21 protein-coding genes and 3 tRNA genes are annotated in these 17,512 nt (G+C 50.5%); 5 read left to right on the forward strand and 19 right to left on the reverse strand.

Features of this window, described 5'->3' with window-relative positions:
* Window positions 1-242: 242 nt before the first annotated feature.
* Together IB214_RS14500 and ftnA are read left to right on the forward strand one after the other, a co-directional pair.
* Window positions 243-578, forward strand: coding sequence for a YecR-like lipofamily protein (locus tag IB214_RS14500; RefSeq protein WP_117341916.1), 336 nt, complete (start codon window positions 243-245; stop codon window positions 576-578).
* A gap of 193 nt (window positions 579-771) precedes the next feature.
* Complete coding sequence (gene ftnA, locus IB214_RS14505; RefSeq protein WP_096757477.1) at window positions 772-1,269, forward strand: non-heme ferritin; 498 nt, start codon at window positions 772-774, stop codon at window positions 1,267-1,269.
* 45 nt (window positions 1,270-1,314) lie between these two features.
* Here the strand turns inward: ftnA and IB214_RS14510 are convergent, their stop codons facing one another.
* Complete coding sequence (locus IB214_RS14510; protein ID WP_117341915.1) at window positions 1,315-1,554, reverse strand: YecH family metal-binding protein; 240 nt, start codon at window positions 1,552-1,554, stop codon at window positions 1,315-1,317.
* Between the two features lie 213 nt (window positions 1,555-1,767).
* Between IB214_RS14510 and tyrP the strand changes: the two genes are divergently transcribed.
* Window positions 1,768-2,979, forward strand: coding sequence for a tyrosine transporter TyrP (gene tyrP, locus IB214_RS14515; RefSeq protein WP_117341986.1), 1,212 nt, complete (start codon window positions 1,768-1,770; stop codon window positions 2,977-2,979).
* Window positions 2,980-3,008: 29 nt separating this feature from the next.
* On the opposite strand, the gene IB214_RS14520 is transcribed toward tyrP, so the two are convergent.
* From IB214_RS14520 to IB214_RS14555, 8 genes are all read right to left on the reverse strand, one after another.
* The gene (locus IB214_RS14520) at window positions 3,009-3,674 is read right to left on the reverse strand and encodes a YecA family protein (protein WP_096757479.1); all 666 of its coding nucleotides are present in this window, start codon (window positions 3,672-3,674) and stop codon (window positions 3,009-3,011) included.
* Between the two features lie 84 nt (window positions 3,675-3,758).
* A complete protein-coding gene (locus tag IB214_RS14525; protein WP_117341914.1) occupies window positions 3,759-4,040 on the reverse strand; it encodes a cation transporter in 282 nt (93 codons plus the stop codon).
* Window positions 4,037-4,393, reverse strand: coding sequence for a mercuric transporter MerT family protein (locus tag IB214_RS14530; protein WP_117341913.1), 357 nt, complete (start codon window positions 4,391-4,393; stop codon window positions 4,037-4,039). Before IB214_RS14530 ends, IB214_RS14525 begins: the two co-directional genes overlap by 4 nt.
* Entirely contained in the window at window positions 4,371-5,513 is a 1,143-nt protein-coding gene (locus IB214_RS14535; protein WP_115258806.1) for a transglutaminase family protein, read from the reverse strand. Before IB214_RS14535 ends, IB214_RS14530 begins: the two co-directional genes overlap by 23 nt.
* A 239-nt stretch (window positions 5,514-5,752) precedes the next feature.
* A complete protein-coding gene (locus IB214_RS14540; protein WP_117341912.1) occupies window positions 5,753-6,223 on the reverse strand; it encodes an SRPBCC family protein in 471 nt (156 codons plus the stop codon).
* 13 nt (window positions 6,224-6,236) lie between these two features.
* A complete protein-coding gene (locus IB214_RS14545; protein WP_223240342.1) occupies window positions 6,237-6,758 on the reverse strand; it encodes a DUF1571 domain-containing protein in 522 nt (173 codons plus the stop codon).
* Between the two features lie 356 nt (window positions 6,759-7,114).
* Entirely contained in the window at window positions 7,115-7,303 is a 189-nt protein-coding gene (locus tag IB214_RS14550) for a hypothetical protein (RefSeq protein ID WP_161959001.1), read from the reverse strand.
* 378 nt (window positions 7,304-7,681) lie between these two features.
* On the reverse strand, window positions 7,682-8,881 hold the full coding sequence (locus tag IB214_RS14555; RefSeq protein WP_117341910.1) for a hypothetical protein: 1,200 nt from the start codon (window positions 8,879-8,881) through the stop codon (window positions 7,682-7,684).
* A 344-nt stretch (window positions 8,882-9,225) separates the two neighbouring features.
* Here IB214_RS14555 and IB214_RS14560 point away from each other — a divergent pair, with 344 nt between their 5' ends.
* Entirely contained in the window at window positions 9,226-9,468 is a 243-nt protein-coding gene (locus IB214_RS14560) for a DinI family protein (RefSeq protein ID WP_096757486.1), read from the forward strand.
* A 334-nt stretch (window positions 9,469-9,802) separates the two neighbouring features.
* Here IB214_RS14560 and IB214_RS14565 read toward each other — a convergent pair.
* The 6 genes from IB214_RS14565 to uvrY form a co-directional block, all read right to left on the reverse strand.
* Window positions 9,803-9,889: transfer RNA gene (locus tag IB214_RS14565), tRNA-Leu, on the reverse strand.
* 12 nt (window positions 9,890-9,901) lie between these two features.
* Window positions 9,902-9,975, reverse strand: a tRNA-Cys gene (locus IB214_RS14570).
* A 52-nt stretch (window positions 9,976-10,027) separates the two neighbouring features.
* A tRNA-Gly gene (locus IB214_RS14575) sits at window positions 10,028-10,103 on the reverse strand.
* A 151-nt stretch (window positions 10,104-10,254) separates the two neighbouring features.
* Window positions 10,255-10,803 (reverse strand): CDP-diacylglycerol--glycerol-3-phosphate 3-phosphatidyltransferase, encoded by a 549-nt coding sequence (gene pgsA, locus IB214_RS14580; RefSeq protein WP_096757488.1) that lies wholly within the window; start codon window positions 10,801-10,803, stop codon window positions 10,255-10,257.
* 55 nt (window positions 10,804-10,858) lie between these two features.
* Window positions 10,859-12,691 (reverse strand): excinuclease ABC subunit UvrC, encoded by a 1,833-nt coding sequence (gene uvrC / locus IB214_RS14585; RefSeq protein WP_096757489.1) that lies wholly within the window; start codon window positions 12,689-12,691, stop codon window positions 10,859-10,861.
* Window positions 12,688-13,344: a UvrY/SirA/GacA family response regulator transcription factor gene (uvrY, locus tag IB214_RS14590; RefSeq protein WP_096757490.1), complete on the reverse strand. Its 657-nt coding sequence runs from the start codon at window positions 13,342-13,344 to the stop codon at window positions 12,688-12,690. Before uvrY ends, uvrC begins: the two co-directional genes overlap by 4 nt.
* Window positions 13,345-13,802: 458 nt before the next feature.
* Here uvrY and IB214_RS14595 point away from each other — a divergent pair, with 458 nt between their 5' ends.
* Complete coding sequence (locus tag IB214_RS14595) at window positions 13,803-14,027, forward strand: DUF2594 family protein (RefSeq protein WP_096757491.1); 225 nt, start codon at window positions 13,803-13,805, stop codon at window positions 14,025-14,027.
* Between the two features lie 66 nt (window positions 14,028-14,093).
* On the opposite strand, the gene sdiA is transcribed toward IB214_RS14595, so the two are convergent.
* The 4 genes from sdiA to dcyD form a co-directional block, all read right to left on the reverse strand.
* The gene (sdiA, locus tag IB214_RS14600; protein WP_117341909.1) at window positions 14,094-14,816 is read right to left on the reverse strand and encodes a transcriptional regulator SdiA; all 723 of its coding nucleotides are present in this window, start codon (window positions 14,814-14,816) and stop codon (window positions 14,094-14,096) included.
* Between the two features lie 232 nt (window positions 14,817-15,048).
* On the reverse strand, window positions 15,049-15,801 hold the full coding sequence (tcyN, locus tag IB214_RS14605; protein WP_096757493.1) for an L-cystine ABC transporter ATP-binding protein TcyN: 753 nt from the start codon (window positions 15,799-15,801) through the stop codon (window positions 15,049-15,051).
* Window positions 15,798-16,466 carry a cystine ABC transporter permease gene (gene tcyL, locus IB214_RS14610; RefSeq protein WP_115258812.1) on the reverse strand — a complete coding sequence of 223 codons (669 nt, stop codon included), beginning with the start codon at window positions 16,464-16,466 and terminating at the stop codon, window positions 15,798-15,800. The genes tcyN and tcyL overlap by 4 nt, the downstream gene beginning before the upstream one ends.
* A 21-nt stretch (window positions 16,467-16,487) precedes the next feature.
* Window positions 16,488-17,474, reverse strand: a complete 987-nt coding sequence (gene dcyD / locus IB214_RS14615) for a D-cysteine desulfhydrase (protein ID WP_117341908.1) — start codon at window positions 17,472-17,474, stop codon at window positions 16,488-16,490.
* Window positions 17,475-17,512 lie beyond the last annotated feature (38 nt).

Here is a 17,512-nt window from a genome sequence, read left to right on the forward strand (position 1 = left end):
GGTTCCGCCATGAGTCATAACATTCAGGCCACATTACTATTTTGCAAACTCACTTTCAAATTTAATGAAATTTAGTTTTAAAAAGTAATGATGTGCTCACATTTTTCCTTTGAAACAACCGATTTGCCTCATGCCGAAGACGCCGTTGTGATTACTTGCAGGTGATCGTTAAGTTATTCAGGCCATTGTCAGGCCGCAGTGTATGCAAGGATAGCCTATCACCGAACTTTCAGAGCGATATCATGAAGACCCTAATCCTAACCCTATTGCCGCTCGTGCTGACGGGATGCACTATCACTAAACAGGCACAGGTCAGCGAAGCCAGCCCTATCACCGGTGTAGTGCGCTTGACTTACAACCAGGCCATGCTGCAGACGGCTCGTACCGACGATTATGTTGCCCAGGGTACGGCGACAAAGGAATGTCAGCGGATGGGATACGCCAGCGCGGTGGCGTTTGGCCAACCGGTTGCCACCTGCAGCGTTTATGCCGGTTCCTTGTGCATGAATACCACCATCACGCTCGCCTGGCAGTGCCACGGCGTCGCCGTCCCACAATCCCCCTCTTTTAATTACTAATATGCAGACCAGCATATTGCTGCTGGTCTTTTATTACGCCGGGTTTATTTTTACGATCTAATATCGTTAATGCGTTTTATTCCCATTCGCATTTTTAATAATTAAATTTATTATTTTACCTTTTGCAAATAAATAAATAACAAATTATAGTGATGCCACATCAATATATAATTACCGTTCGTGGAGCAGAACCATGCTGAAAACAGAAATGATCGACCAACTGAATGAGCAAATGAATCTTGAATTATATTCATCCCTGCTCTACCAACAGATGAGTGCGTGGTGCAGCTATCACAGCTTTGAAGGCGCCGCCGCGTTCCTGCGTCGCCATGCGCAGGAAGAGATGACGCATATGCAGCGTCTGTTTGACTACCTGACCGACACCGGCAGCTTGCCGTGCATTAATACCGTGCCATCACCGTTTGCTGAATACGCGTCACTGGATGAACTGTTCCGCGTTACCTATGAACACGAACAGCTGATCACCCAGAAAATTAATGAACTGGCGCATGCGGCAATGACCCATCAGGATTATCCGACCTTTAATTTCCTGCAATGGTATGTTGCCGAGCAGCACGAAGAAGAGAAATTATTTAAATCGGTTATTGATAAATTAACGCTGGCAGGCAAAAGCGGTGAAGGTCTTTATTTCATCGACAGAGAACTGGCCACGCTTGATACACAGAATTAATTCTGTTGGCTAACGGTGGCGCTATACCACCGTTAGCCAGGAATATTAATGGCGGCAGATCTTACTTTCGTGCGTAGAGAAGCCGTCGTCTCTGGCAATAAACTTCCCCTTCGCTGCTAAGAACGCCACCAGCTCAGCCGCCGTCATGCCCTCAGCAGAACAGGTATGAAAACGTGCCTGCTCGCCAAAATGTGCTGTAATCGCCGCTTCAAGGCTGGCATTTGAATACTGTTCGCCAGACTCAATCATCATGTTGAGTACTTCGTGGCCGTGAATAGATTCCATACATTCTCCTCAATAAAGCCCATAGCCTAATGTGAACGGCTTTATGCTGCTTTGCGCTAACGCAGAAAAATGTCATCTGGAATACATCTTAACCACCCACCAAGTGTAAATATAATTATACATGTATTGTAACGGTCATTTGACGAAAATAGCGTTATGCCTTACTCTGCGCCGCAGATACAACTGTTGACTATCTCTGGGACAGAGGAAAGCGTGAAGAATAGAACTCTGGGTAGTGTTTTTATCGTGGCGGGAACCACGATTGGCGCCGGTATGCTGGCGATGCCATTGGCTGCGGCGGGCGTGGGATTTAGCGTCACGCTGGTGTTGTTAGTTGGGCTATGGGCACTGATGTGCTACACCGCGCTGTTGCTGCTCGAAGTGTATCAGCATGTCCCGGCAGACACCGGACTCGGCACGCTGGCAAAACGCTATCTCGGTCGCTACGGACAGTGGATCACCGGCTTTAGCATGATGTTTTTGATGTATGCGCTCACAGCGGCGTACATCAGCGGTGCGGGTGAACTTTTGGCCTCGAGCATCAGTGATTGGACCGGCACCAGCATATCCCCAACGATGGGCGTATTACTGTTCACCTTTGTTGCCGGGGGGGTGGTATGTGTAGGCACTTCATTGGTTGATCTGTTCAACCGCCTGCTGTTCAGCGCCAAAATTATTTTTCTGGTCGTTATGCTGGCGTTGCTGATGCCGCACGTCCATAAAGTCAATCTCCTCACGCTACCGCTGCAGCAGGGTCTGGCGCTTTCTGCCATTCCGGTTATCTTCACTTCATTCGGTTTTCACGGCAGCGTTCCCAGCATTGTCAGCTATATGAACGGCAATATCCGTAAATTACGCTGGGTGTTTATTACCGGTAGCGCCATCCCGCTGGTCGCCTATATTTTCTGGCAGTTGGCCACACTCGGCAGTATCAACTCATCAACCTTTATGGGGCTGCTCGCCGAGCATGCGGGCTTAAACGGTTTATTACAGGCGTTACGTGAAGTGGTGGCCTCACCGCACGTTGAGCTGGCAGTGCATCTGTTTGCCGACCTCGCACTGGCGACCTCCTTCCTAGGTGTGGCGCTGGGCTTATTTGATTATCTGGCTGACCTCTTCCAGCGCCGTAATACTGCAGCCGGAAGACTGCAGACAGGCATAGTGACATTCCTGCCGCCGTTGGCCTTCGCCCTCTTCTACCCGCGCGGGTTTGTCATGGCACTGGGATACGCAGGCGTGGCCCTCGCGGTGCTGGCGCTGCTGATCCCGTCGATGCTGGTCTGGCAGAGCAGAAAACACAATCCTCAGGCGACGTATCGCGTTGCCGGCGGCGCTCCGGCACTGGCACTGGTGTTTATTTGCGGTATTGTGGTGATAGCGGTGCAGTTTTCAATTGCGGCAGGACTGCTGCCAGAAGTGGGTTAAAAAAAAGGGGGCTTAATGCCCCCATTGTCTTAGTGCAGACAGCACTGCTTATATTTTTTACCGCTGCCGCACGGGCACGGATCGTTACGTCCTACCTTGGCATCGACTTTAACCGGTACCTTCGCCGGGGCTTCCTGCGGGTGCGCCATCCAATACGCGTGTAGATCCAGCGCCGCCAGACGGATAGCCTCAACGCTCTCTTCAAACGCCTCTGGGGTCAGTTTTTCCACCACCTCGAAGTTTTCTTCCGTCCCGTGCAGCGCAATCGCCTCAAGCGCGGGTTTTAACGAATCCGGTAATGTGGACCAGTCAGACAACGCCACACCGCGCATATAGCCAAAGCACCACTCTTCCACAATCGTCAGCTCATGGCCTTCAATTTCGCGCAGGCCAAACAACGGTTCAAACTGCTCCGGGAATTCATCCAGACGATCGGCGGTATCCGCCATGTGCTGAAACGCCAGGTTCATAAAACGCGCCATTTCTTTTTCGGATGACCAGCGAGGGACATACTGCGCGCCGCCCCATATCGCGACCAGCCACTGCTCTGGCTCAATTTCAAAAGGTGAACTGAGCACTGCCGTCAGCAAGCCGTCCAGCTCTGAGACATCCAGAATCGCTTTGTCGGTATTGTACTTGGTCAGTACATCATCCAGCCATTCCAGCTCGCTCTCGTTTAACGGTCCCGTTTTCATAACGCTTTTCCTTAGTCAATAATTCCTGCCTGTGAGTATCTTACATGGCTGGCAGAATAACTGATACCAATAGGCATAAACGGCTTACTGTTGCTCAATACGGTTTAGCGTGGCCGTGTATCCGGTTTTCGCCACTGCGTTCAGCAGCGTATCAGTAGAAAAACCGTGGGGCACGATGGCTTCGGCCTGTCGAGTCTTAAGCGAAGATTTGGCTTTGATCACGCCGGCGGTTTCGCGCAGCGCCTGGTTCACCGAAATAACGCACAGCGAGCAGGTCATATTTTGGATATCCAGCACCACTTTTTGATTGGCGGCCTGTACCCATAACGGCAGTAATAACCATCCCAGCAGCATTACTTTTTTCATTCAAACACCTCATAAAACCAGGCCACCAGCGTGGGGTAGAATAACACCGGCAAAATCAGCGACACGGCGAACCAGTATAGAACGCGCATCTGCGTCAAGGTTAACCGCCCGGTGCACCACAGCCGTTTAGAAAAATAGAGTCGCCAGAAGACGCGTAATAATAACCCTAACGTCAGCACCATCAGGGGGATACGTAAAAATTCAGCCTGGGTGAATACCGCAAAGCCCGCCGCGGAAATACCAAACAGCAGATATAAAAGCGGCCCGACACAGCACAGACCGGCGGTGACAGCCGCTGCAGCGGCCGTCAGCAGGGTTAATCCCGCCCCCTTAGCGTTGTTCTGTTGCAACATAGCGGTAAGAGAACGCTTTAGGGTCATAGAAATTGATCGGATCGCCGTCCACTTCAGCATAAGGGTAACCAAAGTTGTTCATCGCACCCTGCTCGGTTGCCGGATACAGTTCAAAATCGCGTCCGTAGTTGAAACCCACCCAGTTCATTTCCCAGTTACCAAACAGGTAAGCGTTGACGGCCTGGACATCGGCATCCTGATGGGCTTTTTTCTCTGCCAGACGCATTTTGGTCACGTCTGCCGGGTCGCATGGCAACCAGCCGTAACCGGCCAGATAGAACTCAGCACGACAGTGCTGTCCACCACTAACATCGGCAACCCCTGCGCTGTCAGCTTTGCCAAACGCGCTTTTCGAATAGCGTTCCAGCTTAACGGCTTTCCCCAGGCGGATGCCAAACAGTTCTCGCGCAGGAATGCCGCTAGCCCGAGCCAGGGCCACAAAAACGGAACTCATGTCGGTACATTTTCCCTTAAGCTTGCCGCTTTTCAGGATCTCTGCGACATCGCCTGTCCCGCAGCCAATCACGTCATTATCACGCTCCATATAGCGACTCACCCACTCATAAATAAGGCGTGCTTTTTTCAGTGGGTCCTGCTCCGTCCCGGTAATTTTACGCGCGGTTTCCTGAACCAGGCCATCGATGGGCGTATGCGCTGTCGGCAGCAGATACGGTTTGACATCCAGCGGGTAAATAATCTGCGCCGGCGCTTGCCAGGTTTTTAGCGCGTCATGTTTCAGCGGTTCCCAGTCGGTCGTTTCAATCTCAATATCGACCTTTATCAGCAACTCACCCTGCGAATCGGGCCAACTGGCAAACAGCGTTTTGGCGCCGTAGGTGTTATTAGTGGTGACGTACGCCTGCTTATAGTTGCCGGTAAAGACAAGGTTCGTCATCTGCTGAAACGCGGTGTCTACCGGCAGCGGTATCCACAGTTTCACCACGCCACGCGATCCCTGAGGTGGATTGAGCTGATAGGTTTGTGATAACACAAAACGTCGACGCGCCACCGGCGCTGCTAACGGCTCTGCGGCTTGTACTGTCTGGCTAACTATCGAAGGGCCGACGAATCCGGCGGCAGAAAGGAGTACGCTATTTTTAAGAAACTGGCGACGTTGCATTGCTGTCTGTCCATATTATGAGAGTTGAGCCACGGCGAGCGTAGGCGATCATCACAGCAGACAGACGCTGACGTAAAAAGGCGAGTCGATGGGGATTATTCATCAATAACAGACCTGTTAACTGTGAATGAAAAGAGAACCGATTAAGCCACTTTCGACCACAAGAGTACAGGCGCAATAAGAAAAAAGGCAAAGAATGCATAAAATATGCGAGTCCCTTTACCTGGCTCGCCATTAAATTAAAACATATACACAGGAGCGCCTAATTTGCGGGCAAGTCCTCTTGCGCCCTCGCGCATAACCGTATCGTGATTCCAGCGAAATACGGGGGCTGCCAGCGGGGCAAGATAGTTCATCCAGCGAAGCGTGGTGCGAATGTTCCAGTCGTATCTGACGAGTGTCTCCTTACCTAATTCGACAAAAGACCATACTCCACGACCTTCAACCTCACCGCAGGCTTCTCCTTCGAGCAGAGAACACGGCTGAATATTCAGTACATTAATATCAAAGGTTAAACGATACGGCAGCGCCCCTTTCCAGGTATAACGGTGCAACGCGCCGATACCCAGCCCATTACCTTTCTTAATTTCGGTGACTCGCTCCAGACTTACCCACCACTCTGGCCACTGGTCCGGATGCGAGAACACCTCCCAGACCTCCTGCAGTGACGCCTCAACCCGCCAGACGGTAGAAAACTGATATTCGGCCATTACGCTGGCTCCTTCAAGGCGTGAAGAAATTGGCAGGAAAACGGACGTTAACGATCAGTGAGTCCATAAGCACCGTTTCCAGCAGTTTTCCCTCCAGCGTGTAGCTCATCACTTTGGCAGGCAGCCCATAATAGTTATCTAACCAAAGGTCATAGCGATGAACACCATCAACAACCATTGCCTTCGGCCCCACCACCGAGACATAGGTGACCAAGCGCCCGGATAGATTCTCCACACCAAGGGTGGTGGTGGTTCCCTCACGCTGCAGACGGCGAATATTCCCCAGCAAAACGCCGATGTCAGACCGGTCCACACGATGACCGCGCTCATCCTGAATCAGTGAATTAGTGGGCAACAGCGTCAAAACAGGCAACGTTCCTAGCCCAAATGGCCACAACGTCACCTTCCCACTATCGGGGTTATAGGTCAGTACCGCACCAGCATGCGGTTGGGTGAAGTCCATTCGTACATAGCCGGGTTTTTTATAGCTATAGCGAATAATTTTGCTCGCCTCTGTCGTGGACGAGGAACGCATAACAACCTGATAGGATTGTATTTGATCAAACCTTTGTTGATAGCGACTGATGGGGTCTTGCGACGGCACAGACGCCACAGCAACGCTCACTGCTACTGGATACGCTATCGCGCTAAAAACGAGTAACGTTGCAGACATCATCGTCAAAGAGAGTAAGCCTCTCATGATCGTCTCCTGCATCAGTAGGGTCTGCAAACAGGAGCTATCACCTGTTACCTGCTTTCATTATAGGGGGGAATTCAGCGGTGCTGACTGGCTGGATAATCATTATTTTCACAGACACAGCGGTAAAATTAATCATACCTACGTCGGGTACCAACGCTGCCAAACGCTATACTTGAATAGCCACATTTTTATCAGGTATTCATCATGAAACGGTCACGGGTACGTTCATACTTCGCCTTCACCGTACTGTTGATGACGTCATTCTGTGCTATTGCCAGCACCTTACAGGACCAGGCCGCAAGAGAGCGTGAATTAAGTGCGGCGCTGTCTACCGGCAACAGCGTCATCATCATTGGAGGAACGGAGGATTTCGGTTTCACGCTCAGGTCCCGCAATAAAATCCATCGGCCATTTGCGATTCAGGATGGCATTGGCGATCCCATTATGTTTAACCGTTTTCAGAACCAGAGTTACAATCCCGCCCGAGATGGGTTCAGTAGTAACCCGGCCCGCGGAGGATTTATGATGGGTGCACCGATTCGCAGGTAGATGCCTATTGAAACCTTGCCCTTAGAAACGATACCGATGCGGGTCAACAAATTACAGGCACAACAAAACCACCCGTAGGTGGTTTCACGACACGGCTTATTGATTTAATTATTCAATTAGAATGGGACTTGAATCCACACAAGCCGAACACCAAGGCGAGGTTTTACTGATACAAAACGGAGAACGTAAAGCATGTCACAAGCGCTACCTCAACTGGATTGCGGTTGGCCGGATGAGTACGGGCATTTAGCACTTTCTAAAAGTGCCTCATCTTGCGCTAGTAGGGTAATCACGTCTCCAGCAATATCAGCCCTGATTCCAAGAGATTTGTGTGCAACATAGGCAGCAACAGCCAACGGCCTCCATTTAAAGCAAGCTGCAATACGCCTGATCTCTTCAATAACCTTGAATGTGTCACATTCTAAGGCCAAGCTTGCACGCGCTGTGTCAAAAGATATTCGCTGAGCATTGGTCAGCGGGGGAAGCCTTTTAAGCTCTGCTGTGATTATTCGCTGAGCTTCAACACCTATAGAAGATCCGCCTTCGACTATCCCCGTCAATCCAACAAGTTTTCCACCATCACTACGGCTATTATCATCTTTGACCTGGAGCGGAACAGTCTGGGCCATCAGCTCGACATCCTGCTGAAGGAGATCGAGCAATTCGGGCATAATTTCAGGGTTAATTACACCTTTCAAAGCATCTACTCGTTTTGCCAAGGTCACAGGAGAGCAACCCAATCGAGTTGACATAGAAATAAGGCGACTTGCTATCATGAAAATGTCATTCAAGCCAATTAAAGGCTCACACTCGCTGCGGAGTATCATATCTTCACGTTGGGCATAATTTTGCTTAATGGGTTTCCTGACCTTAGGTTTTGCTTTTTGACTCGTATAGCCACGCAAAGCATCCTGCGTGCTTTCTATTAGCATGTTAATACTGTTTGTCAGATCTTCACTTCCTTTCAGACTGGAGGTGATCTGATGCATTTTATGAAGCCTTGCCAGCATTTCAGGCGTTGCGCTCCCTGACGCGATACTCTGGCTTATCTCATTCATATTTTTGATAATTCCAGTGGCAATTTGCGATGGGTCAGACGCAATATCTTTAACTTGGTGGCTATTTTGTATTGTACGCTCCATCAGTTTGAGCACGTCTTTCCAATCGGTTTTTACACCACATTTTAGGGCTTCAAGCCTGGAAATCGTATTACGAAGGCTGTGACATTTCGCCAAAGGGATGGCCTCGCCTACGTTTTTACCCATTCTCAGCCAATTAATAAGGGCAATAAAATCGTTTGCTGCAGAATCATTCAACCCTTCAACGACACGTTTTCTCACATCGGGATCAGAAAAGTTCGTTCTTGGCTTCGGAAGGCGATCATTTTTATGGTCGCTTGGTTTCTTCATACCGTTTACTCAGAATATTTTAATGAATCAAGCGTTGCTCGATGTCAGTAGAATAAGGGGTTAAAACAATACAACTCAATCAAATATAAGGATATTTCACTCATTGAGCAATATTGAAAACGGTCTTTCTCGTACTCTTTCACGGAGCGGTCATCACACATTGCCGTTCTTCAGGTTGGTCAGGTATGGATTCGGGTGAACCCGTCATCGCTCAATCCGGACTTCAGCGACCATTGCACATATCAGTCGCAACTGAAGGGATGCCCACGTTAACGCCCTCTTGAATAGTGGATAAAAACACAGTATAAATACTGTATATTCATCCACCAGAAAGGCAGTGTGCAATGTTTGTGGAACTCGTTTATGACAAAAGAAATTTTGAGGGTTTACCGGGTGCAAAGGAGATTATTTTAGGTGAGTTGAGTAAGAGGGTTCACCGACTCTTCCCGGATGCGGATGTTCGAGTTAAACCGATGATGACACTACCGGGGATCAACACAGATGCCAGTAAGCACGAGAAAGAACAGATAAGCCGAACCGTTCAGGAAATGTTTGAAGAGGCTGAGTTCTGGCTGGTGTCAGATTAAACATCTCTGATTCATCATACTGGGTAAGTACAACCCGCCGCGAGTGGCAGTCATTCAAGACTCACACTTCAAACATTTGCCAGTCACCGCTGCCATATCTTTACATACAGTGTGGTGGCGGCAAATTTCCCGACTTTGATTTGCAATTCACTTTTCTCGTTCTGAAAGCAAAAGAGCATTTTGTTGTTACGTTTGCGGTGAGGCAGTAATGCCCTCTTTTTATGGCGAACCTGAATGACGAAACAATGGTCAAAGCAAATTACAAAAACAAAAAAACCACCCGTAGGTGGTTTCACGACACTGCTTATTGCTTTGATTATTCTTTTCTTTCCCATGGTGCCCGGAGTGGGACTTGAACCCACACAGCCTTACAGCCGAGGGATTTTAAATCCCTTGTGTCTACCGATTTCACCATCCGGGCTCGGGAAGAAATTGGAGGCGCGTTCCGGAGTCGAACCGGACTAGACGGATTTGCAATCCGCTACATAACCGCTTTGCTAACGCGCCGAAATCTTCAGGCTTTTCAGCCAACACCCGCATATTGCCGATGTTTTAAATTTGGAGCGGGAAACGAGACTCGAACTCGCGACCCCGACCTTGGCAAGGTCGTGCTCTACCAACTGAGCTATTCCCGCATCACCAAGTAATTTTGTTAATCACTTGATTTTACTATCGTCTGGCAATCTGTGCTGCCGTTCGATGCGTTGCATTCTACTTACCTGACGCACTGAGTCAACGATATTTTTCACCACTTTCGATCGTTTGCTGAAATTTGCGTCGAAACGATCACTGATCAAGCAAATCTCCACGTGCAGCTCTCAAATACTGGAACATCGACCACAATGTCAGTATCGCAGCAACGAAGAAAAGCGCGATCCCGGCGTATTCAACCCAGATATTTGGCCGCCACAGTAACCACGCCAGAGCCGCCATTTGTGAGGCGGTTTTGACTTTACCGATCCATGACACGGCTACGCTGTTGCGTTTCCCCAGCTCGGCCATCCATTCGCGCAGTGCTGAAATGATAATTTCACGGGCGATCATCGTCGCAGCAGGTAATGTTACCCACCAGCTGTGGTAGTGCTCCGCCACCAGCACCATGGCGATAGCCACCAGCACTTTATCGGCGACCGGATCGAGGAAGGCACCAAAACGCGTACTTTGGTTCCAGCGGCGTGCCAGAAATCCGTCAAACCAGTCGGTAACCGCCGCGATACAGAAGATCAGCGCACTAACAAAGGGAGCCCAGGTAAATGGCAGATAAAACGCCAATACAAAGAATGGGATCAGAATGACGCGAAACAGCGTGAGCAATGTAGGGATATTAAATTGCATATGACGGATAACTATCTGTTGTCAGTGAAATTACCCCTATGTTGCTACAGAGGGCCTAATGTTTCAACGAGTAGAAGATCTTTTCTGCCAGACCTTGCGAAATACCCGGCACTTTTGCAATTTCTTCGACACTTGCGTTACGAAGCCCTTGCAAACCGCCCATGTACTTTAGCAGCATCTGTCGACGTTTTGGTCCAACGCCCTCAATGGTTTCCAGGGTACTGGTGCTTTTCACCTTCGCCCGTTTTTTACGGTGTCCGCTGATAGCGTGATCGTGTGATTCATCGCGAATATGTTGAATCACGTGCAGCGCAGGCGAATCTGGCGGCAAGCTGAACCCCTCACCTTCCGGTTCAAAGAACAACGTTTCCAGGCCAGCTTTACGATCCGCCCCTTTTGCCACGCCAAGCAGGAGCGGATGGCTTTTATCCCAGGGCACATCCAATTCAGCAAATACCGCTTTCGCCTGCCCCAGTTGACCTTTGCCACCGTCGATCAAAATAACGTCCGGGATCTTACTTGCTTCAATCGCCTTGCCATAACGGCGGCGCAGCACCTGATTCATCGCCGCGTAATCATCGCCGGGGGTAATGCCGGTAATATTATAGCGGCGGTATTCAGCACGTAGCGGTCCATTAGCATCGAAAACCACGCAGGAGGCTACCGTCTGCTCGCCCATGGTATGGCTGATGTCGAAGCACTCCATACGTTTAACCGCCGGTAGCTTCAGTACCGATGCCAGCGCCGTCAAACGTTGTGTAATGGTGGACTGCTGAGACAGTTTGGTGGTCAGCGCCGTTGCAGCATTGGTACGAGCCAGCTTCAGGTAGCGCGCGCGATCGCCGCGCGGCTTCGTCTGGACGTTAATCCGCCGCCCGGCGAGCTCAGACAACGAATCGGCCAGCAGCGTTTTATCGCTCAGATTAAAATCGAGCAGGATCTCGCCGGGCAAGGTGCGCATCTGGCTGCCCTGTAAATAAAACTGTCCGACAAAGGTCTCGACCACTTCGCCCAGTTCCGTTCCCCCCGGTACTTTAGGAAAATAGCTGCGGCTACCCAGCACTTTTCCCTGACGGATAAACAAAACATGCACGCAGGCCATCCCGGCATCAAACGCCACGCCGATAACGTCAAGGTCATCCCCGGTGTTGGAAACAAACTGTTTTTCGGTGACACGACGGACGGCCTGAATTTGGTCGCGAATACGCGCGGCCTCTTCAAATTCCAGATTCTGACTGGCCTTTTCCATCCGGGCGATCAATTGCGTTAACACCTGATCATCTTTGCCGGACAAGAACAAGCGGACGTAGTCAACCTGCTGCGCGTACTCGTCTTCGCTCACCAGACCGGCGACGCAGGGACCGAGACAGCGGCCAATCTGATATTGCAGACAAGGGCGCGAGCGGTTGCGGTAGACACTGTTTTCGCACTGACGAATTGGGAAAATTTTCTGCAGCAGTGCCAACGTTTCACGCACGGCATAGCCGTTAGGGAATGGACCGAAGTATTCGCCTTTGGCATGCTTCGCCCCACGATGCATCGCCAGGCGCGGGTGGGTATCACCGCTAAGGAAGATAAAGGGGTAAGACTTATCATCGCGTAACAGCACGTTGTAGCGCGGCTGGTACAGCTTGATGTAGTTATGCTCAAGCAACAACGCTTCGGTTTCAGTATGCGTCACCGTCACATCAATCTGCTGAATAAGCGCCACCAGCGCTTCAGTTTTACGCGACGCGAGGTTGCTGCGGAAGTAGCTGGAAAGCCGCTTTTTCAGATCCTTGGCTTTACCGACATAGATAACCGTCCCGGCGGCATCGTACATACGATAAACGCCGGGCTGGCTGGTGACGGTTTTCAGGAACGCTTTGGCATCAAACTGTTCGGTCACTGGCTTGTTAACGTCTCCGCATTACACAGGCCATGGCGAATTGCCAGGTGAGTCAGTTCTACGTCGCCGTGAATGTTTAATTTACTGAACATTCGATAGCGATAGCTGTTCACCGTTTTCGGACTGAGATTCAGCTGCTCCGAGATCTCATTGACCTTCTGGCCTTTGGTGATCATCAGCATAATCTGCAACTCGCGTTCAGACAAACTGGCAAAGGGTGTTTCCGTTTTCTCCGGCTCAATTTGGCTGAGCGCCATCTGTTGAGCGATATCAGAAGCAATATAGCGCTGTCCGGAATAGACGGAGCGAATGGCGCTAACCACTTCCTGAGGTGCAGCGCCCTTGCTCAGATAACCTGCGGCCCCGGCCTGCATGACTTTTGCGGGCAATGGGTTTTCAGTATGAACGGTCAACATGATCACTTTTATGTCAGCCGTAGAACGCGCAATTTTACGTGTTGCTTCAAGCCCACCAATACCGGGCATATTCATGTCCATCAGCACGACGTCGGCGGAATTTGAGCGACACCATTTCACAGCATCTTCGCCGCAGCACGCTTCGCCGACAACTTTAATGCCTTTTATATCTTCAAGAATGCGTCGTATCCCTGCGCGCACCAGTTCATGGTCATCAACAAGAAAAACGTTGATCAAAGGAATATCTCCAGAATAGGGATAACGCTACCGATAGTTAATCGGTCCTATGTTAACGGGTTTTATCTCAACTTTGAAATGTAAAAAACATCCGTCTTCCGATTTTGCTCTCGTTTTTGGAAATTAGATTGTACGCCGCGTGGAAACATTCACTGCTGACGGCGTTCTGCCGGGGTTATATACGAATCGCTGTTTCAAAATGGTGACAAAAAAATCATATTCTTCAGTTGAATGCTAAATAGGCGGGCAAAGTTGTAACAACAATTAACGAGTAAAAAACTCGAAATATACAAAGAATGGAGAAAATATATGCACTGCAACATCTTGTTTATTTTAATGTCGCGGTTAATGTTTGTGCGAAAAACAGCCACTGATATTTTTAGCCGCGCTTATGGTATACTCCGCCGCCTTAACATTTGCCATCGCACTTTTTCATAGAGACATAACGAGGAAAATAAATGAGTACGCCTGATTTTTCCACTGCTGAGAATAATCAAGAACTGGCTAACGAAGTCACCTGCCTGAAAGCCATGTTAACGCTGATGCTGCAGGCAATGGGACAAGCCGATGCAGGCCGCGTGATTCTTAAGATGGAAAAACAGATCGCGCAGATTGAAGATCAATCCCAGGCTGCGGTATTTTCCAACACTGTTAAACAAATTAAACAGGCCTACCGCCAGTAATAAGAAACCGGCTGATAGCATTGCAATCAGCCGGTTTTGCGTCTGACACTCAGAACGACAACTTATTCAGATAAGCCCGGTCGCTGCAGCATAGCAGGCAATCTGCGTTTTGTTTGGTGCGTTAAACTTCTTCTGCATATTCTTCTGATGGAAGTTCACGGTATTTTCAGAAATCGACAGGATCATCGCTATTTCTGCCGACGTTTTTCCCTCTGCGGTCCATTTCAGTATTTCTTTCTCCCGCTTACTAAACCGCATCTCTGGCGCCATGACCATATCATCTTCCAGTCGCGTCAGAACGGAGAGACTCTCCCTTACCAGCAATTGCATTCTGAGTTCCACTTCATCCTGCGCAAAGCGGCCATTACGCACGCTCGCACACGAGACAGAAAGAAAGCCCTGCGCCCGGTTCGGCAGCATTAAGCATTGCGTCATCCCCTTGCGTAAACCGTGATTACGCGCCGCATCCCAAAGCGGTTGTGCATCGCGAAATAAGGTATCGTCCCAGGGAAGATGGCCCTGTCTGAAGTTTTCTGGTTTTAGCACGGGGTCAATCGCGAGATAATTTTCGGACTGATAATGTGCCACCCACGCTTTGGGGTAGGTTGTATGAAGCGCCGTCTTAGGTCGGGTAAACGGCACGGGGTGACGAACACAGAGAGCGTAAAAATCAAACTCCAGATGCTGTGTCTGATGTTGTAATTCGGTATAGACGTCATCTGCCGTCGCCATTTCCTGAAAGCGTAACAGCATGCTCCGTCGCCAGGTGAAGAAATCGTGATCCTGCATACTAAGTGGTCATGTCCCTGAGATTGATAATCATCACAAATGAGAATGAAACAAACTAACACATAAATGTATTTTATATATGCAGATTATCGGACAAGAATGGATTTACTTGAGTATTACGCATAATCAGAGCAGGTTGATGCGACGCAGCGTTAATAATAAAGCAGTAATAATAAATAGTTATGCGGCTTGTGCTCACCAAAAATCTATTTCGGTGAGCACCGTAGGGTTATTATTGCATTAAGAATTTTTCCAGAAACTGACGCGTTCTCGGTTGTTGGGGCGCGGTAAACAGCGATTTTGCGGGTCCCTGCTCCACAATGCGCCCCTGATCCATAAATATCGCCCGGTCAGCAACGTCGCGCGCAAAGCTCATTTCATGCGTCACAATCACCATGGTGCGTTTTTCCTGCGCCAGTTGACGAATGGTATTCAGCACCTCGCCAACCAGTTCAGGATCGAGTGCTGACGTTGGTTCATCAAACAGGATCACCTCCGGGCGCATGGCCAACGCCCGGGCAATTGCCACGCGCTGCTGCTGTCCACCGGATAACCGACGCGGATAGCTGGTCTCTTTACCCGCCAGGCCCACCTTTGCCAGCAACTCACGTGCGCGCGCCGTTGCTTCGGCTTTCGGCTCTCCCTTCACAATCACCGGACCTTCTATAATGTTTTCCAGCACCGTACGGTGAGGAAACAAATTAAAGTTCTGGAACACAAACCCCACATGCTGGCGCAGCTGACGAATCAACCCTTTCTGCTGATTGAGTGAACGCGCCGTATCAATGGTAATGTCACCGACTTTAATCGTGCCCGCCTCAGGCTGTTCCAGCAGATTAATACTGCGCAACAACGTGGTTTTCCCTGAGCCGCTAGGCCCGATAATCGCCACAACTTCACCGGGTTTTACCTCAAGATCGATACCGTGCAGCACCGTTTGCCCGTGAAATTTTTTCACCAGGTTTCTGACTTCGATCGCACTCATTTCGGCTCTCTCTCCTGGCGGTTCAGTTGTTCTTCAAAATAGTTCTGCAGTGCGGACAACACTGTCGCCATTACCCAGTAAATCAGCGAGGCTGCCAGATACATGGTGAACACTTCCAGCGTGCGTGAGGTGATCAGCTGCGCCTGACGGAACAGTTCCGGTACCTGGATTGTCGCCGCCAGCGAGGTGTCTTTTACCAGGCTGATAAAGCTGTTGCTCAACGGCGGCAAAGCCACGCGCGCCGCCTGCGGTAGGATCGCCCGCCGCATGGTCTGCCAGCGCGTCATACCGATACTGGCGCCCGCCTCCCACTGACCTTTATCAATCGAGGAGATAGCCGCACGCAGCGTTTCAGCCGCATACGCTGCGGTGTTCAGCGACAAACCAATCATCGCCGCCGGGATCGGGTCCAGCTCAATGCCAAACTGCGGCAGACCGTAGTAGATCATAAACAGTTGGGCGATCAGCGGTGTGCCGCGAAAAATAGAAATATAGACGCGCGCCAGCCAGCGCACCGGCAGCAGCGGCGACAGGCGCATCAGAGCGAGGATAAACCCCAGCACCAGACCAAAGAACATCCCACCGATACTCAGCTGCAGCGTAAATACCGCGCCTTTAAGCAGGAAGGGCAGTGAATCAATCACCAGTTGGATACTTTCTTGCATTAGCGTTTTTCTACCTTGCCATTACACGTGAGGATGGTAGGCAAACAGCGCAGGTGCCCCACCGGTATGAATAAACAGGACCGGACCTTCATCCTTAAAGCGCTTCTGGCTGATACCGTCAATCAGGCCCGCCATCGCTTTGCCGGTATACACCGGATCCAGCAAGATGCCTTCCAGACGCGCCAGTAGTTTCACCGCTTCCATGCCCTCTTCATTTGGCGTGCCGTAGCCCGGCGCATAATAGTCATCCCATAACAGAATATCCGCCGAGGTGGTCAGTTCCAGTTCACGAGCCACGTCCTGCTGCAGGGTCACCACTTTTGGCTTTTGATCGGCGACGCTGCGCGAAACGGTCACCCCAATCAGCTCGACGTTGGGCATCAGCTGTTCCAGCCCCACCGCCAGACCCGCATGGGTGCCCGCGCTGCCTGAAGCAACCACCACAGAGGACAGCGCTACCGCGCCCTCGCACTGCTGGGCAATTTCCAGCGCACTTTCAACATAGCCCAACGCACCCAGCACATTCGACCCGCCGACCGGGATCACATACGGTCGGAACCCTTGCGCTTCAATCCGCGTAGCCAGCGCCTGAAGTTGTGCATTCGGGTCGGTCAGCGCGTCGCACATTTCAACCTGGGTATTAAACAGATCTAACAACAGACGGTTACCGTTGCTGAGATAGTTTTCCGCCGTGGTGCCAATCGGGTTTTCCAGCAGCGCCACGCAGTGCAGCCCGAGCTTTGCCGCCACCGCCGCCGTCTGGCGCACGTGGTTCGACTGAATGGCCCCGGCGGTAATCAGCGTGTCGGCCCCTTCGCGCAGCGCATCTGCCGCCAGGAACTCCAGCTTGCGCAGCTTATTGCCGCCCATCGCCATTGGCGTGACATCATCGCGTTTAATAAAAATGTCGCGTCCGAGATAATCAGAGAAGCGCGGGAGATATTCGAGCGGCGTTGGCGCGCCAATAAATTCCAGACGTGGAAAGCGCGTTAAATTATGCAGCGGCATACAGCCTCCGGTATTCGTTGTTGTGATGTTCTTTTTAT

The sequence above is a fragment of the Citrobacter sp. C1 genome (assembly GCF_014596895.2).
GTDB lineage: Bacteria > Pseudomonadota > Gammaproteobacteria > Enterobacterales > Enterobacteriaceae > Citrobacter > Citrobacter gillenii.

What these genes read in the sequence shown, in the direction of transcription:
- IB214_RS14500 (WP_117341916.1), top strand. Translation starts at nt 243, where the DNA reads ATGAAGACCCTAATCCTAACCCTATTGCCGCTCGTGCTGACGGGATGC.
- ftnA (WP_096757477.1), top strand. Translation starts at nt 772, where the DNA reads ATGCTGAAAACAGAAATGATCGACCAACTGAATGAGCAAATGAATCTT.
- IB214_RS14510 (WP_117341915.1), bottom strand. Translation starts at nt 1,554, where the DNA reads ATGGAATCTATTCACGGCCACGAAGTACTCAACATGATGATTGAGTCT.
- IB214_RS14520 (WP_096757479.1), bottom strand. Translation starts at nt 3,674, where the DNA reads ATGAAAACGGGACCGTTAAACGAGAGCGAGCTGGAATGGCTGGATGAT.
- IB214_RS14525 (WP_117341914.1), bottom strand. Translation starts at nt 4,040, where the DNA reads ATGAAAAAAGTAATGCTGCTGGGATGGTTATTACTGCCGTTATGGGTA.
- IB214_RS14530 (WP_117341913.1), bottom strand. Translation starts at nt 4,393, where the DNA reads ATGTTGCAACAGAACAACGCTAAGGGGGCGGGATTAACCCTGCTGACG.
- IB214_RS14535 (WP_115258806.1), bottom strand. Translation starts at nt 5,513, where the DNA reads ATGCAACGTCGCCAGTTTCTTAAAAATAGCGTACTCCTTTCTGCCGCC.
- IB214_RS14540 (WP_117341912.1), bottom strand. Translation starts at nt 6,223, where the DNA reads ATGGCCGAATATCAGTTTTCTACCGTCTGGCGGGTTGAGGCGTCACTG.
- IB214_RS14545 (WP_223240342.1), bottom strand. Translation starts at nt 6,758, where the DNA reads ATGCGTTCCTCGTCCACGACAGAGGCGAGCAAAATTATTCGCTATAGC.
- IB214_RS14555 (WP_117341910.1), bottom strand. Translation starts at nt 8,881, where the DNA reads ATGAAGAAACCAAGCGACCATAAAAATGATCGCCTTCCGAAGCCAAGA.
- IB214_RS14560 (WP_096757486.1), top strand. Translation starts at nt 9,226, where the DNA reads ATGTTTGTGGAACTCGTTTATGACAAAAGAAATTTTGAGGGTTTACCG.
- pgsA (WP_096757488.1), bottom strand. Translation starts at nt 10,803, where the DNA reads ATGCAATTTAATATCCCTACATTGCTCACGCTGTTTCGCGTCATTCTG.
- IB214_RS14595 (WP_096757491.1), top strand. Translation starts at nt 13,803, where the DNA reads ATGAGTACGCCTGATTTTTCCACTGCTGAGAATAATCAAGAACTGGCT.
- sdiA (WP_117341909.1), bottom strand. Translation starts at nt 14,816, where the DNA reads ATGCAGGATCACGATTTCTTCACCTGGCGACGGAGCATGCTGTTACGC.
- tcyN (WP_096757493.1), bottom strand. Translation starts at nt 15,801, where the DNA reads ATGAGTGCGATCGAAGTCAGAAACCTGGTGAAAAAATTTCACGGGCAA.
- tcyL (WP_115258812.1), bottom strand. Translation starts at nt 16,466, where the DNA reads ATGCAAGAAAGTATCCAACTGGTGATTGATTCACTGCCCTTCCTGCTT.
- dcyD (WP_117341908.1), bottom strand. Translation starts at nt 17,474, where the DNA reads ATGCCGCTGCATAATTTAACGCGCTTTCCACGTCTGGAATTTATTGGC.